Source organism: Aquimarina sp. AWH4_224 (assembly GCF_056160245.1).
In genome coordinates, this window is record NZ_JBSWWU010000004.1 from 256889 (window position 1) to 271530 (window position 14642).

Consider the following 14642-nt stretch of genomic DNA (forward strand, 5'->3'; position numbering starts at 1 on the left):
AATGTGAAAAGATGAAACGAATTTTGTTACCTACGGATTTTTCAGAAAATGCATATAATGCCATACGATATGCCATGCATTTATTTAAGGGAGATAGTGCTACTTTTTATTTGTTAAACACCTTTACCCCAGCTTCGTATAGTGCTGATTTTCTTATTGAAAATCCAACTCCTTATGGTTTGGAAGAGGTAGCCTTGATAAATTCAAAAAAGAATATTGCCAAAACTGAAGAAAGTATTATAACAGAGTTTAATAATCCAAAACATCAATTTGAAAGATTATCCATCTTTGGTATGTTGACAAGCGAGATCAAAGAAATTATCAAACGAGAAAATATAGATCTGATAGTGATGGGAACCAAAGGCGCTACCGGAGCCAAAGAGTTTTTCATGGGGAGCAATACACAAGACGTAATCAAGAGTGTTGACAATTGTCCGGTTTTGGCTGTGCCAGAAGAATCTTCTTTTAATGAGGTTTCGAATATCGCTTTTGCAACCGATTTTGAACGTGTGTATTTCAAATCAGAGATAGTTCCTATAGTGAATTTGGCAAAATCGCAGGATGCAACCGTACGAATGATTCATGTATATGACGACCCAAAATTATCGAATATGCAGCGGTTCAATTCAAGTTCTTTGGAACAATATTTTAAAGAGATCAACTATGAATTTCATGTTATTTCAGATTTTTCAACTATAAAAAAAGCAATTCAGGCATTTGTAGAAGAGCTAGAGATTGATATGTTGATGATGATCAAATACAAGCATAGTTTTATAGAAAGATTAACTCGAGAACCTGTGATTAAAAAAATGACGTTTCATACCACAATCCCATTTTTGGTAATCCCAGCGGATAACTGATTATTGTCATAGTATTCTTCAGGTTTGGTGTATAGTTTTATGTCATAATTCATAAAAACCAAACATCATGAGAAGAGTATTAGTTCCTACAGATTTTTCTAATAATGCATATAGTGCACTGTTCTATGCAACCCGGTTTTTTCAAAATGAACCTTGTCACTTTTTTATTCTAAACACTTTTGATGTTAATACTCCTGTATTAACCAGCAGAATCGATACTAGTAAAGGAGATGCATTATACCGACAATTAAGCGCTACATCCAAAGATAAACTTACCGAAACCCTTCATTGCATAGTAAGAGATACCGAAGATTTTGAGCATACTTTTGAAACGATATCAGTTTCCAAAGATTTGACAGAAACGATCAATAAGACCGTACAGAGTAAGGAGATCGATTTGATAGTTATGGGAACCAAAGGCGCCAGTGGTTTGAAAGAGATTTTTATTGGCAGTAACACAGTCAAGGCCATTCAAAATGTCAAGCAATGCCCTATACTCTTGGTCCCTGATGAACTTGATTTTAAATCACCAAGACAAATTGCTTTTGCTACGGGGTTTGGACGATCTTACAGCAAAGAAGAGTTACAACCTATTATATCAATGGCCAAGATGTTTAAGGCCTCGATAAAGGTGTTGCACATTCATGAAAATGAATTATTGAACGAAGAACAGGAGCAAAATTTCAAAATTCTAAGAACACTTTTTGAAGGCGTAGAACTAAGTATGCATTGGCTGGCAAAGGATAACCAAAAGGCAGAAGTTATTCAGATGTTTCTCGAAGAAATGAATATTGATATGCTCACCATGTTGCGATATCCGCATAGCATTACAGAAAGTATAACTCATGAGCCTGTAGTAAAAAAGATGGGCTTTCGTATTGACATTCCTTTCTTGGTAATTCCGGTGAAGAGCTGACAATTATCATAGTTTTTGGGCGTGTTTCCTTATACATTTATTTCATAAACCATTAAAAAACAAAGTAATGAAAAGGAAGATATTATTACCAACCGATTTTTCTAAAAACGCATGGAATGCGATGACCTACGCGATAGAACTTTATAAGGATGAAGTTTGTGAATTTTATATACTCAATACATTTAATGCTACAGGTTATGCATTAGAAAGTATGATGGTTCCAGAACCAGGAGAACGTTTTTATGAAGAAGCAAAAAAACAATCAGAAATGGGATTGGCTAAGATGCTAAAAGGACTTTCTTTTAGGAATGAAAATCCAAAACATCAATTCTTTACCGTTTCTCAGTTCAATAGCTTACTAGAGGGAATTAAGGATATGATTGCCAAAAAAGATATCGAACTGGTAGTTATGGGCACCAAGGGTGATACCGATGCTGCAAGTATCGTATATGGAAGTAATACCATACTAATCATGGAGAAAATTCGGAATTGCCCGGTAATGGCCATACCAAAAGAAGCTGATTTCAAAAAACCTAAGGAGATTGTGTTTCCTACCGATTACAAGACCCCGTTCAAAAGACGAGAATTACAACATCTTATGGATATCGCCAAAATTAGTGGAGCTGTCATTAGAGTATTACATATCGTAGATACAGCCGGGTTGGATGAGGATCAACAAAATAACAAACGACTTTTGGAAGAGAATTTTGAAAATTTAGAATATACTTTTCACACACTTCACAATGTAGATGTACAGGGAGGACTTAGTGCTTTTGTAGAAAGTAGAGATAGCGATATGGTCACTTTTATCAACAGGAAGCACAGCTTCTTTGGAAGTATATTCTCCAAACCCATGGTAAAGAATTTAGGATACCATTCTCGAGTACCCGTATTAGCATTACATGACGTATAACCAAATCAATATATTATGAAAAACATAGGCATTTGGATGGATAAGCAAAAAGCGTTTATCATCACCATAGAAGATCAAAAAGAGCATATAGATAAAATACCTTCTAATATTGAAGATTTTCGGATCCATGGAGGATCTGGAACTCGAATGAAAGGAGGGCCACAAGATGTAGTACAAGATAGAAAATACCTCGAACGAGAAAAGCATCAATTTAGAACCTACTTTGAAACACTAATAACTTTTATACAAGATGCGGATAAAGTTGTGATTTTCGGACCTGCTGAAGCAGGCGAAAAATTTAAAAAAGAACTAGATCAAAACTACAAGGATATCGCAGTAAAGGTAGAAGGTGTTTTTAAGGCAGATAGCATGACAGAAAATCAAACCAAGGCTTTGGTTAGAGATCATTTTAAAAGAATAAAGGTGTAGTATAGAGATAGTTTATCCAATTAAAAAGATGAAAAAGCAACTCGTTGAAGAGTTGCTTTTTTGGTTAAGTAATTGATATTATGACAATTATCATTCTTTTTGACCTATGTTTACTGTAAATTGATAATATCTTAAAACAAAATGTTGAAACCAACTTCACAAAAACAGTGAATATTCATTTTATGCTTATCTCTCTTCCACAATCTTAATTAAGTATTTGCAAAGTTAAAAATGCAGATATCCATCCTAGGAAGATATCAGGGAATTTAAAAATTGAAATCAATAAACAAGATAGCCATTGTATTAGTCTTGAACTATATAAGTCTTACTTCTTATCAGTTTGAGAGTGGTCCGGAAACCTTGTTTATGATTAGTTGATGGAGTGACTACAGGTCACCTGTGTAATTGCAGTATGTATAACCAAAGCCTTTGGCTTTATTAAAACCCCGATGAGATGAGAAATTTATACTTTTTAGTTTTTACGATAGTGCTATTTTCATGTACCGTTGAAGAAGACCAAATACCAGTTTTTGAAGAAGAATATTACCACTATGATGCCAATTATCAAGTTACTCTGGATATCATATATGTAAAGAGTGCAAAGACAATGAACGGCATATGTAAGTTTGATGAGTATAAACTATTAAAAGACCTGAACACAAAGTATTTTAATCATTACGATATTGGTATTCGATTGGGAGATATTACGATTATCGAAAATGATGAACTATACGATTTCAGAGATAATCGAGGAGGAGAAGAAAGAGTTTTTCTAAATGAAACGAAACCCTATTGTGACCCTACGAAATTAAAGATGTTTATAATTAGGAGATCTAATATTTATGCAATAGCCGGGATGGGATACGACAAGAGACTTTTGGTTACCGATGAGAATATTTTTAATACAACCACGCCACATGAAATAGGACATGCATTAGGATTACCTCATTCTACGAATAAAGATAATATCATGTGCTACTTAAAATCCAATTCTCGTAAAGAGTTTACAAAGCATCAAGTGGAGAAGATGAAAGCCAAAATAGAGCTAATGAAGTGATCACTTATAGATAGAGATTTAATATAGTTAACGATAATTCTATCCTGATAAATATCATTTTTTAAGGGTGTGATGATCAGTACATTGTAGAGAACATAAAAACCAATTTGAAAGATGAGTGCAATAACACAAATTACCGAAAAACAATTAAAGCATATACATTTTGTAACCTTGGAATGGAAATCTAGCCTTGAGTTTATAAAAGGTGAAATCCAGTTCATACAACAGTTACTGAATTCATATGTATTCGAACCTAATACGCCGAATCTTTTTGAAAGATTAGAGGAGTACAAAGAACAGCTCAGTAAGATTGTAGTCGAAGCTGACCAGCTTATGAAAAGTATCAGAAAGCACGAAAGTGAGCTGGGAGGAATATTAGAATGCGACACTATTGCCGAGGATCATTCTTATTATCAAGAACATGAGCTCATGAATGTAACCTTCGAAAAATTCTATAAAAATTTTAGAAAGTTAAAAGCGGATGTCTTTGCCTACGCAGCAAACATATTGAAACGTAGGAAAAATTAATGTAATAAATGTAATCTGATAAATATCATTTTTTACGATACCGTATACCACTAGTTTTGAGGTAAATCATTTAATAACTCTAAAAAAACCAAATGTTATGTCACTAATTAAATTTAACAAAAACCGATTCCCCTGGTTTAATGACAAAGTGCCAACTTGGTTGGACACCGATGATTTTTTTGCCGATGATTTTTTTATTCGAGAAAGAAATCTTCCGGCTATGAATGTAAAAGAAAACAAGGACGATTTCGAAATCGAATTGGCGGTTCCTGGGTTTTCTAAAAAAGATATCGAAGTCACTATGGAAAACGATGTACTTCATATTTGCGCCAAACAAAAAAGAGAGGAAGTAGAAGAAAATGAAAATTACACACGTAAAGAGTTTAGCTACAACTCCTTTGATAGAAAATTACAATTACCTTCAACAGTTAATCAGGACGAAAAAATAAAGGCTACTTACGAAGATGGAATTTTAAAACTTCTCTTAAAGAAAAAAGAAGATACAAAAGAATCTGCCAAAAAGGTAATTGATATTAATTAAAAAGTAAAGAGGCAGGAAAGAGGAGTTTTTTCTGCCTTTTTAGCAAGCTAAAACCAAATCCAGAATGAAACTATATCTAAAAATTATTGCTATTGTGATTTTGATTGGTTTTGCTGGATTTTGGGTATGGTATGAGTATACCTACAGCATGGATACGGTAATCCCCTTTGAAGTGAATAGCCCCAAAAATAACACAAAAGTATTGGTGGCTTCTCAAGGAAGTCCATTTAAAGATTCTTTGGTACAAGGAATCATAAGACACTATGATAAGGATACTATTTATTTTAAAGTAATCGATGTCTATACCTTATTTACTGTTAATATTAACAAATGGGATGCCTTGGTCATTATCAACTCCTGGGAGTATGGAAGCCCTCCGCGAAATGTTAAGCGGTTTATAAAGGATCACCCAAACGAATTGGATAAATTGATCATTCTGTCTACCGTTGGAAGTAGTCATATCACATTGAAAGACGTTGATGTGATCTCGGGAGAATCCATTATAGAAAAAACACATCAATACACGGATATCGTGGTAAATCAATTAAATCAAATCATACATAAACCTTCAAGACATGAATAAGTTTGAACACTATATATTACTATTGTTAGTCATTTTATTAAGTGGATGTTCCTCAAGTGAGCTGGTCGAGAACTGGAAAAATCCAGATATAGAAACTTTTGAAGCTCAAAAAGTATTGGTGATCGGGATTACATCAAATGAAGATAACCGTAAGTTTTTTGAAAGGAAATTGGTTTCAGAACTAGGGAGAAATGGTGTAAATGGAGTAAAAAGTATTGATTTTTTTGAAAAAAACTTTACTACTTCTCCAAAGACTGAAGCTGAAATTATGGGTTTGGAATCTCAATTGATCGAACAGGGTTTTGATGCTATTTTGTTATCAAAAGTAGTAGGAGTTGAAGACAAGGTTACTGTAGTAAAAGCATATCGAAATTTGGATAGAACCTTCAATAACTTCAGGGATGACTATTTCGACAATCAGGAGATCTTTCATGATCAAGAATATTACGAAGAGTACCAGATTTTTCATGCAGAGTCGTCTTTGTATTGTATATGTCCGGACAAAGCCAAAGAATTGATCTGGAAAGGATCAATAGATGTAACTGAGCCCGACAATACCAGAAAAGCAGTAGGCGATTATGTAAAAGTGGTGATTTGGGCATTAAAAGCACAGCAATTATTAATTATAGAAGAATTTATCGATGAAGATTTTGATTTATAGTGCCAAGGATTTTGAGATTCCTTTTTTGGAAAAAGCGAACAACGAGGTACATCAGGTTAAATATATCCCTGATCGCCTTACCGATCAAACAGCGATACTAGCATTAGGTTTTGATGCAATATCGATTTTTTCGGCAGATGATGCTTCTTCCAAAGTATTGGGGTTATTAAAGGATTTTGGGATAAAATTTATTGCCTTACGATCCACGGGATACGACAATGTAAATCTGGCCAAGGCCAAAAAAATCGGAATGAAAGTGGCTAATGCCGCGGGATATTCGCCATACGCTATTGCAGAACATGCAGTAGGATTATCGTTAGCTTTAAATCGGAAACTGATACTTTCTAATACACAGGTACAGAACTTTAATTTTTCTTTGAGTAACCTGGTGGGGTTTGATCTTTATCAAAAAACAGTAGGGATTATAGGTATGGGACGAATAGGAAAAACGATTGCCAAGATTATGAATGGCTTTGGATGCCAGATTATCGCATTCGATCCCAATAAGGATTTAGATTTTGCAGAGCAATTCAATGTAGAATATCTTGACCTCGAACAAGTGTATCACCATAGTGATATGATTTTTTTAAGTACTCCACTTACCAGCCAGACCCATTATTTGATTGATAAAAAGGCGATAGAACAAATGAAAAGAGAGGTGGTTTTGATCAACGTGGCCAGGGGAGCAGTGGTCCATACCAAAGAACTTATCGAAGCCTTGAGTGCAAAAAGACTGAAGGCCTACGGAGCAGACGTGTATGAGTTCGAAAATGGATTGTTTTTTTACGACCACTCTCAAAATGCCTCCAAAGATGAATTGCTACAAAAACTATTAAGTTTTCCGAATGTGTTGATAACACCGCATCAAGCTTTTGCTACACATGAAGCATTAACCAGCATTGCCGAAACTACGTTTTACAATATCAATAGTTGGGTAGAAAATAAAACTCCAGAAAATGAGCTTACCGTAGAACTAGTGGGGTAGTCGGTTCTTTAGAACACCATACAAGAAAGTACCTAAAATAGCAGAAGCAATCACAATTACCATAGGTAAATATCCAGCTCCCAATAAAACAAACATAGGGCCAGGGCAAGCTCCCGCAAGGGCCCATCCAAAACCAAAAATAATCCCCCCTAAAACGTAACGCTTTATCCCTTTTTCTTTGGGAACTACATGGATTGGAGCTCCGTAAAAGGATTTTACATTATATTTTTTAAGAAATTGAATTGAAAGTATCCCTAGCAAAACAGCACTACCAATAATACCATACATATGAAAAGATCCAAACTGGAACATCTCATAGATCCTGAACCAAGATGCCGCTTCTGACTTGATCAAAACGATACCAAACAAGATACCAATCACTAAATATATAATTGAATGCATACTGTTAAAAAATTAAAGGAAAAATAAGATGAACCATAATTAGCCCACCAATAAAAAAACCAATGACCGCGATTAGCGATGGTATTTGTAAATTACTTAATCCCGAGATGGCATGTCCCGAAGTACATCCTCCTGCATAGCGAGCACCAAAGCCCACTAGTATACCCCCTATTACCAGTAGAGAGAGTATTTTGGGATCGGTAAGAATATCATTTGAAAACAGTTCATGGGGCATATAGACCTTACCAGCACTGTCTATACCTTTTTGTTTAAGGTCTAAAACCACAGTTTCGCTAAGTTGTACTGCATGATCTGTGGATAAGAAATTAGAACCCAAATATCCACCAATAATCACTCCTAATACTACGATAAGGTTCCATTTTTGTGCTTTCCAATCAAATCTAAAAAAATCAGAAGTTTTACCTGCACCACAAATGGTACACAATGTTCTTAAGTTTGAAGACATTCCAAACCTGTTGCCTGTCATAATTAACAAGAACATTACCAGTGTGAGTAGTGGCCCTGAAACATACCAAGGCCAAGGTTCTAATATCCAATGCATGATTTCTATTTTTTGAAAACAAAGAAATCGAAATTTAAAAGGGATATCAGTAACAAATGTTACAAAGGGTCTATGTTCAAATTATTTGAGTGTAGTAGGGCAAACGTAGTCCGTGGTAGCAATACCTACACCTTTTATATCCTTAAAACCTCCTGCAATATCAACTAGGTTATGAATACCTCTACTCTTCAATATTGAAGCAGCTATAACCGAACGATATCCACCAGCGCAGTGTATGTAAAATGTTTCTTTTTCAGGAAAATCCTGTAGGTAGTCATTCAAATAATCCAAAGGAGAGTTTTTAGCCTTGTCTATATGTTCTGCTACAAATTCACTTTCCTTTCTTACGTCAAAGACCGGGATTTCGTCTTTATCTAGTACTTCTTTAAATGCAGAAGCCGGGATAGAAGTGATGGTATCAAACTCTTTATTGGCCTTTTTCCAGGCTTCGAATCCGCCTTCAAGATACCCCAGGGTATTATCAAAACCAACACGAGATAAACGCGTAATGGTTTCTTCAACGCGCCCTTCTGGAGCTACTAATAAAATGGGCTGTTGTACATCGGCAATTAAGGCTCCTACCCACGGTGCAAAGCCTCCGTCGATACCAATAAAAATAGACCTTGGGACGTGTCCTTGTACATATTCATTTTGATGTCTTACATCTAGTACCACCGCACCTGTTTCGTTAGCCAAAGCTTCAAAAGCTGAAGCGGACAATGGTCTGGCGCCTTGTTCTATTACTTCATCGATATCCTTATACCCTTCTTTATTCATTTTTACATTCAGCGGGAAGTACAATGGAGGAGGTAATAAACCTTCGGTAACTTCTTTTACAAATTCTGCTTTGGTCATATCTGCACGCAATGCATAATTCATTTTTTTCTGATTGCCTAGGGTATCCACAGTCTCTTTCATCATATTTTTACCACAGGCAGAACCAGCACCATGAGCGGGATATACAATAACATCGTCTGCCAGAGGCATGATCTTATTCCGCAAGCTATCATACAAGGTTTCTGCAAGTTGCTCTTGGGTCATATTTGCTGCCTTTTGCGCCAGATCTGGGCGACCTACATCTCCAAGAAACAAGGTATCTCCACTAAATATCGCATGATCCTTTCCGTTTGGATCTCTTAAGAGGTAAGTGGTGCTTTCTATGGTATGTCCAGGAGTATGCAATGCTATTATGGTAATATCCCCAAGTTGAAACTCTTGATTGTCTTTGGCGATTGTAGCCTCAAAAGATGGGTTGGCTAGCGGGCCATAGATAATTTCGGCTCCTGTTTCTTTTGCTAATGTGAGGTGTCCGCTAACGAAATCCGCATGAAAATGCGTTTCAAAAATGTATTTTATTTTAGCGTTATTTTCATTCGCCTTTTCAATATAAGGTTTTACCTCTCTCAAAGGATCAATAATAGCAACTTCACCATTACTTTCTATATAATATGCCCCCTGGGCCAAACATCCTGTATATATTTGTTCTATCGTCATTTTGTTCTTCTTTTGAATATAATCCATCTCAGGATGGAAATATAGTTTATTGATTGAGTATTATGCAAAAATAAGCCAATTATTATTTGAAATCAGTAACTATTGTTACAAAGCTTTTTTTAGGTAACTTCTTTGAGGAGGATGTAGATACTCATTAGCAAAACAAACCATCCAAATCCTTTTTCAAGTTTTTTTCCTTCGATATATCGGGTAAAATAAGTGCCCAAAAATATACCTAAAACGGCAACAAGAGTAAATGGCAATAAAAAATGCCATTCGATTTCTAAATTTTCTACATCGCCCAGAAAACCGATAAGGGATTTTATGGCGATAATGAGCAGGGATGTTGCTACCGCTTTTTTCATGGGTAACTTTGCCATAAGTACCAAAGCCGGGATAATTAAAAAACCACCACCGGCACCAACCAACCCAGTTAAAATCCCTACCACAATACCTTCTATAAAGATCAAGGTATATGATGTGTTGGATTTTACGAGAGGTTTTGTTTTCCTTTTATCATTCCTAATCATGGATATTGATGCTATAAACATGATAAGAGCAAAAAAGATCATCAGTCCAATTTCCTTGGTGATGATTATGTTCTTGTAGCTTATTAATTGGTTGGGAATTGCAGGCACTATATATCTTCGGGTGCCATATACTGCTAAAAGGGACGGTATCGCAAATATTAAGGCGGTTTGAAAGTCGATTAATCCTTTTTTTAGATTTTGAATAACACCCGCGCTGGATGAAACTCCTACAACAAACAAAGAATATGCTGTTGCCGTTATAGGGTTAATATGTAATATGTATACTAATACGGGTACGGTAAGGATGGAACCTCCTCCACCGATTAAACCTAATACAATACCTATAATTAATGCTGCAATAAACCCAATAACTTCAGTTATTTCCATTACATTTTTTCAGCAAAAATAACTTGAGCAAAAGGGGACTACAGTAACATTTGTTACCGAACCATCAAAGATCTATTACTTCAATACTGTTTCTGTTGAGTTTTACTTTTCCTTTGGTTTCAAGCTTTTTAAGAAGTCTGGAGATGACTACCCTAGATGTATGAAGATCATAGGCAATTTCCTGATGTGTATTTTTTAATACATTATCACTGGTTACTTTGGATTTGTCGTGTAGGTATTTCAACAAACGATCATCCATTTTTAAAAAGGCAATGCTGTCGATGGTTTCTATGGCTTCAATTAACCTTTTGTGATAACTATCAAAAACAAAGTTTCGCCAGGATTTGTACCTGGTAGTCCATTCTTCCATTTTTTCTACAGGAATCATTACCAATGAAGCATCAGTTTCGGCAATCGCCTTAATTTCACTTTTATGATGCCCCAAACAACAAGATAATGTCATTGCGCAAGTATCGCCTCGTTCCAGGAAATATAGTAGTAATTCATCACCTTCAGTGTCTTGCCTTAGGATTTTAATAGCACCATTAATGATCAATGGCATGGATTTGATATAACTACCTGCCCTAATAAGTTCATCCCCTTCTGATACTTCTTTAAAAGTGCCAACGTTTGTGATTTCTTTTAAAAGTGCTGATTCAAAAAAATCACCATAGTTTTGCTGTAATCCGTTAATCATTGTTAGCTGCTTAGAAATTGTTCGATTTTTGCTTTCGCTTCATTATATCCCAGATCATATACTTTATCCAGGTTATTGCTATTAAAAAGACCATAATTGGCTAATGCTTTGGCTTGTATGATCATATCGCATTGTGAAAATCTGGTTTCAGAATTAGGTACGGCTCTTAAATAATAGGCCCTTTGCATAACATTATAGGAGTGTTTAAAATCTGAAATCTTTGGTTTCTTGATAGGGGAAACATCCACTCCAATAATAAAGTCACAATTTTGCTGTAGCGGCGCTACCGGGAAATTATCCAAAATTCCACCATCTGCATACAGCTGATCACCAATCATCACAGGAGTAAACACTCCCGGGAAAGCTGCCGAAGCTAATAAGGGTTTAATGAGTTGCCCGCTGCTAAATACCTCGGTTACTCCCTCTACCAGGTTGGTAGTAGTGACAAACATATTTTTTTGCAATGACTCGAATGTATTTTCTGGGAAAAAGGAAATGAGATCATGATAGAACTTCTCTGAATCCAGAAAACCAGCTTTTTTGCGGGTAAATCTATTGAAATTGAACAAAGAGGTTCTTTGAAAAAAACGTTTGATCACTTCGGGAGAATGCCCTGCAGCATACATGGCACCAACAAGAGCCCCAGCACTGGATCCTGAAATGTATTTGATAGCAATTCCGGCTTCTTCTATAGCTTGTATGGCACCAATATGGGCTACTCCTTTAAATCCTCCTCCCGATAAAACTAGTCCTATGTTTTTTGACTCTTTCATAGCATATTGTGTTATAGTACAGGGCTAAAAATTTTAGCTACTCCTTCTTTTAATTTGTGATGCCAAGGTCTTTTTACAAAGGTATCATACTTTAGTTCAATGCTATGATTACAATCCTGTAAAAAATCATTTTTTAAGGCAATAGAAAACGAATCTTCATAAACCACGGCATTCACCTCGTAATTCTGTTCAAAACTTCGGATATCAAGATTCGTAGTTCCTATCGAAGAAACAGTATCGTCGGCAACGATCGTCTTACTGTGTACAAAACCTTCTGGGAATAAATATATTTTTACTCCCGCTTGAAGCAGATCTTCAAAATAAGATCGTACACACCATTTTACAATTGGGTTATCTGATTTTTTGGAGAGTAACAACCGCACATCTACACCGCTCAAAGAAGCTACTTTTAGGGATTCTAAAATACTTTCTCCCGGAATGATATAAGGATTGGTGATATACACATAGTCTTTTGCTTCATTGATCATAGAGAAAAAAAGCTGTCTGGCAGCCGAGAAATCCGAATCCGGTCCAGAGTGAACAATTTGTACAGTGGCTTCTCCTGTTTTTTGATCTGGCGCAAAGTAAGCCGTATCCAAAATATCTTCGTCTTCAGTTATTAAAAACCAATCCATTGCAAATATGGTTTGTAGACTATGTACCACTGGTCCTTGGATTTGTAAATGTGTATCATGCCACACCCCAAGATTAGGATCTCCTTTTACATATTTGTCAGAGACATTAATACCTCCGGTAAAGGCGATTTCATCATCGACAACAATAATTTTACGATGGTTTCTATAGTTTATAGAATTCAAAAGTTTACCGAATCGAATAGGAAGAAATCGACTTGTTTCTACTCCTATTTCGTTGAGTTTTTTGATGTATTTTTTGCTTAACGATCGACTGCCAATACCATCATAAATGATTCGAATTTGGACTCCACTTTTCACTTTTTCAGAAAAAAGCTGAAATAGCTCTTTTGTCAATTCCCCTTCTTCGAAAATGTAATACTCCAGATGAATAAAATGCTTAGCATTTTTTAGGGCTTCAAAAATTGCGCTAAATGTAGGCTCTCCATTTTTTAGTAAAGTTAATTGGTTTCCAGAACTGGGGGCGAAATACGAGTTTTGGGTAATTAATGAGATTAACTTTTGATGTTCCTTATATTCTTGCTTAGAAATGGGAACGTAGTGTTGTAATGCCCTTTGGATATATGCATTAACTTTTGGCGTACGTTTTAATTTGAAAAGTTTATTTTTTCTGCGATTTCTACCCAGCATTAAATACAAGAGGATACCTCCCACAGGAATCGTAAAAATGGCAAGCATCCAAGCAAGAGTTTTGGTGGGCCTCATACCATTTAAAAGTAACCGTACTATAATAAATACCCCTACCAGGATATACGTAACAGATAAAATGGTGAATATGATCGGTTGATTCACGTTTTAGCAGGGTTTACATATGCATGATCAATAAAGGAACTCTGGTGCCATAACTTATTTTTGACATCTTAGATCCTTTAAAAAATCGATCTATAAAGGTATCTTGTTTAATATACATAGCTGTCATGTCAACATCCATAATTTGCACAAAACTATTTATGGCTAAAGCCGTTGGGACCGCTATGATAGAATGAAAGGTATGATTAATTTCTTTAAAAAATGTACTCATTCGATTTTTATCATCAAACTCAGCTTTGGTCACCGTATCATCTTCTTTAATTTTCAGTATTCGTAAAATAGCTTTATGCTTTTCGAGAAGATGAACCAAAGGTTCTATGCCTTTTGTAGTAAAGTTCTCAGAAAAATCAATGGTAAACAATACACTCTGTAAGGGAGTAAAAGAGAATCCCTCGGGGATGGCAAGTAGAGGGCAATCTACTTTTCGGATTACATTAATGGTATTACTGCCAAAAACCACCTCTTTGGCTCCGGTAGCGCCATTTGTGCCCATAACGATAAGATCTATTGCTTTGGTTTTTATAACCTGTTTGATGGCATCGGTAAAGATGTCGTAATCGGTAATGGTATGAAATGTGTAATTTTCTTCTGAATATTCTGATTCTAGCTGTTGTGATAGTTTCTCAAGTTTCTCTTTGGTGCCTCCCACTACAGATTGATGTATAGATGTATTTGCAGGAGCTGCCATTAAATCATCTGTGGTATAGGTAGATGCTTTTTGAACATGAAGAATATAAAACGTGCACGCCTCATTTTTGAAGAATTGCAAGGCATAGGCAATAGCATTTTTGGAATTATCTGAGAAATCGGTGGGAAGCAAAATATTTTTCATGATCATCCTATTTTATGAGAATAAAGATA

Annotated in this window: 18 protein-coding genes; 10 read left to right on the plus strand and 8 right to left on the minus strand. The window is 35.6% G+C overall.

Annotated elements, in window-relative coordinates; genetic code table 11:
• The first annotated feature begins 11 nt into the window (after positions 1–11).
• From ACXAGJ_RS10110 to ACXAGJ_RS10155, 10 genes are all read left to right on the plus strand, one after another.
• Positions 12–860: a universal stress protein gene (locus ACXAGJ_RS10110; RefSeq protein WP_474839440.1), complete on the plus strand. Its 849-nt coding sequence runs from the start codon at positions 12–14 to the stop codon at positions 858–860.
• 67 nt (positions 861–927) lie between these two features.
• On the plus strand, positions 928–1776 hold the full coding sequence (locus ACXAGJ_RS10115) for a universal stress protein (RefSeq protein WP_474839442.1): 849 nt from the start codon (positions 928–930) through the stop codon (positions 1774–1776).
• Positions 1777–1843: 67 nt separating this feature from the next.
• Positions 1844–2689 (plus strand): universal stress protein, encoded by an 846-nt coding sequence (locus ACXAGJ_RS10120; protein ID WP_474839444.1) that lies wholly within the window; start codon positions 1844–1846, stop codon positions 2687–2689.
• Positions 2690–2704: 15 nt separating this feature from the next.
• The gene (locus ACXAGJ_RS10125; RefSeq protein WP_474839446.1) at positions 2705–3118 is read left to right on the plus strand and encodes a hypothetical protein; all 414 of its coding nucleotides are present in this window, start codon (positions 2705–2707) and stop codon (positions 3116–3118) included.
• A gap of 454 nt (positions 3119–3572) precedes the next feature.
• A complete protein-coding gene (locus tag ACXAGJ_RS10130; RefSeq protein ID WP_474839448.1) occupies positions 3573–4175 on the plus strand; it encodes a matrixin family metalloprotease in 603 nt (200 codons plus the stop codon).
• A gap of 114 nt (positions 4176–4289) precedes the next feature.
• Positions 4290–4703, plus strand: a complete 414-nt coding sequence (locus tag ACXAGJ_RS10135; protein ID WP_474839450.1) for a hypothetical protein — start codon at positions 4290–4292, stop codon at positions 4701–4703.
• Between the two features lie 97 nt (positions 4704–4800).
• Positions 4801–5244 carry an Hsp20/alpha crystallin family protein gene (locus tag ACXAGJ_RS10140; protein WP_474839452.1) on the plus strand — a complete coding sequence of 148 codons (444 nt, stop codon included), beginning with the start codon at positions 4801–4803 and terminating at the stop codon, positions 5242–5244.
• Positions 5245–5308: 64 nt separating this feature from the next.
• A complete protein-coding gene (locus ACXAGJ_RS10145; RefSeq protein ID WP_474839454.1) occupies positions 5309–5827 on the plus strand; it encodes a hypothetical protein in 519 nt (172 codons plus the stop codon).
• Positions 5820–6488, plus strand: coding sequence for a hypothetical protein (locus ACXAGJ_RS10150; RefSeq protein ID WP_474839456.1), 669 nt, complete (start codon positions 5820–5822; stop codon positions 6486–6488). The genes ACXAGJ_RS10145 and ACXAGJ_RS10150 overlap by 8 nt, the downstream gene beginning before the upstream one ends.
• On the plus strand, positions 6469–7473 hold the full coding sequence (locus ACXAGJ_RS10155; protein WP_474839458.1) for a 2-hydroxyacid dehydrogenase: 1005 nt from the start codon (positions 6469–6471) through the stop codon (positions 7471–7473). Before ACXAGJ_RS10150 ends, ACXAGJ_RS10155 begins: the two co-directional genes overlap by 20 nt.
• Here ACXAGJ_RS10155 and ACXAGJ_RS10160 read toward each other — a convergent pair.
• The 8 genes from ACXAGJ_RS10160 to ACXAGJ_RS10195 all read right to left on the minus strand — a co-directional run bounded on the left by ACXAGJ_RS10160 (position 7462) and on the right by ACXAGJ_RS10195 (position 14613).
• Entirely contained in the window at positions 7462–7875 is a 414-nt protein-coding gene (locus tag ACXAGJ_RS10160; RefSeq protein WP_474839460.1) for a DUF6691 family protein, read from the minus strand. The genes ACXAGJ_RS10155 and ACXAGJ_RS10160 overlap by 12 nt on opposite strands.
• 4 nt (positions 7876–7879) lie before the next feature.
• Entirely contained in the window at positions 7880–8437 is a 558-nt protein-coding gene (locus ACXAGJ_RS10165; protein WP_474839462.1) for a YeeE/YedE family protein, read from the minus strand.
• 81 nt (positions 8438–8518) lie between these two features.
• The gene (locus ACXAGJ_RS10170) at positions 8519–9931 is read right to left on the minus strand and encodes an MBL fold metallo-hydrolase (RefSeq protein ID WP_474839464.1); all 1413 of its coding nucleotides are present in this window, start codon (positions 9929–9931) and stop codon (positions 8519–8521) included.
• 119 nt (positions 9932–10050) lie between these two features.
• Positions 10051–10848: a sulfite exporter TauE/SafE family protein gene (locus ACXAGJ_RS10175; RefSeq protein WP_474839466.1), complete on the minus strand. Its 798-nt coding sequence runs from the start codon at positions 10846–10848 to the stop codon at positions 10051–10053.
• A 64-nt stretch (positions 10849–10912) separates the two neighbouring features.
• On the minus strand, positions 10913–11545 hold the full coding sequence (locus ACXAGJ_RS10180; protein WP_474839468.1) for a Crp/Fnr family transcriptional regulator: 633 nt from the start codon (positions 11543–11545) through the stop codon (positions 10913–10915).
• Between the two features lie 2 nt (positions 11546–11547).
• The gene (locus ACXAGJ_RS10185) at positions 11548–12318 is read right to left on the minus strand and encodes a patatin-like phospholipase family protein (RefSeq protein WP_474839470.1); all 771 of its coding nucleotides are present in this window, start codon (positions 12316–12318) and stop codon (positions 11548–11550) included.
• A gap of 11 nt (positions 12319–12329) precedes the next feature.
• The gene (cls, locus tag ACXAGJ_RS10190; protein ID WP_474839472.1) at positions 12330–13763 is read right to left on the minus strand and encodes a cardiolipin synthase; all 1434 of its coding nucleotides are present in this window, start codon (positions 13761–13763) and stop codon (positions 12330–12332) included.
• A gap of 13 nt (positions 13764–13776) precedes the next feature.
• Positions 13777–14613: a universal stress protein gene (locus ACXAGJ_RS10195; protein WP_474839474.1), complete on the minus strand. Its 837-nt coding sequence runs from the start codon at positions 14611–14613 to the stop codon at positions 13777–13779.
• Positions 14614–14642: the final 29 nt, after the last annotated feature.

Excerpts from the sequence above, each read along its gene's own strand:
- ACXAGJ_RS10110 (WP_474839440.1), top strand. The coding sequence starts at position 12 with ATGAAACGAATTTTGTTACCTACGGATTTTTCAGAAAATGCATATAAT.
- ACXAGJ_RS10115 (WP_474839442.1), top strand. The coding sequence starts at position 928 with ATGAGAAGAGTATTAGTTCCTACAGATTTTTCTAATAATGCATATAGT.
- ACXAGJ_RS10120 (WP_474839444.1), top strand. The coding sequence starts at position 1,844 with ATGAAAAGGAAGATATTATTACCAACCGATTTTTCTAAAAACGCATGG.
- ACXAGJ_RS10125 (WP_474839446.1), top strand. The coding sequence starts at position 2,705 with ATGAAAAACATAGGCATTTGGATGGATAAGCAAAAAGCGTTTATCATC.
- ACXAGJ_RS10130 (WP_474839448.1), top strand. The coding sequence starts at position 3,573 with ATGAGAAATTTATACTTTTTAGTTTTTACGATAGTGCTATTTTCATGT.
- ACXAGJ_RS10135 (WP_474839450.1), top strand. The coding sequence starts at position 4,290 with ATGAGTGCAATAACACAAATTACCGAAAAACAATTAAAGCATATACAT.
- ACXAGJ_RS10140 (WP_474839452.1), top strand. The coding sequence starts at position 4,801 with ATGTCACTAATTAAATTTAACAAAAACCGATTCCCCTGGTTTAATGAC.
- ACXAGJ_RS10145 (WP_474839454.1), top strand. The coding sequence starts at position 5,309 with ATGAAACTATATCTAAAAATTATTGCTATTGTGATTTTGATTGGTTTT.
- ACXAGJ_RS10150 (WP_474839456.1), top strand. The coding sequence starts at position 5,820 with ATGAATAAGTTTGAACACTATATATTACTATTGTTAGTCATTTTATTA.
- ACXAGJ_RS10155 (WP_474839458.1), top strand. The coding sequence starts at position 6,469 with ATGAAGATTTTGATTTATAGTGCCAAGGATTTTGAGATTCCTTTTTTG.
- ACXAGJ_RS10160 (WP_474839460.1), bottom strand. The coding sequence starts at position 7,875 with ATGCATTCAATTATATATTTAGTGATTGGTATCTTGTTTGGTATCGTT.
- ACXAGJ_RS10165 (WP_474839462.1), bottom strand. The coding sequence starts at position 8,437 with ATGCATTGGATATTAGAACCTTGGCCTTGGTATGTTTCAGGGCCACTA.
- ACXAGJ_RS10170 (WP_474839464.1), bottom strand. The coding sequence starts at position 9,931 with ATGACGATAGAACAAATATATACAGGATGTTTGGCCCAGGGGGCATAT.
- ACXAGJ_RS10175 (WP_474839466.1), bottom strand. The coding sequence starts at position 10,848 with ATGGAAATAACTGAAGTTATTGGGTTTATTGCAGCATTAATTATAGGT.
- ACXAGJ_RS10180 (WP_474839468.1), bottom strand. The coding sequence starts at position 11,545 with ATGATTAACGGATTACAGCAAAACTATGGTGATTTTTTTGAATCAGCA.
- ACXAGJ_RS10185 (WP_474839470.1), bottom strand. The coding sequence starts at position 12,318 with ATGAAAGAGTCAAAAAACATAGGACTAGTTTTATCGGGAGGAGGATTT.
- ACXAGJ_RS10195 (WP_474839474.1), bottom strand. The coding sequence starts at position 14,613 with ATGAAAAATATTTTGCTTCCCACCGATTTCTCAGATAATTCCAAAAAT.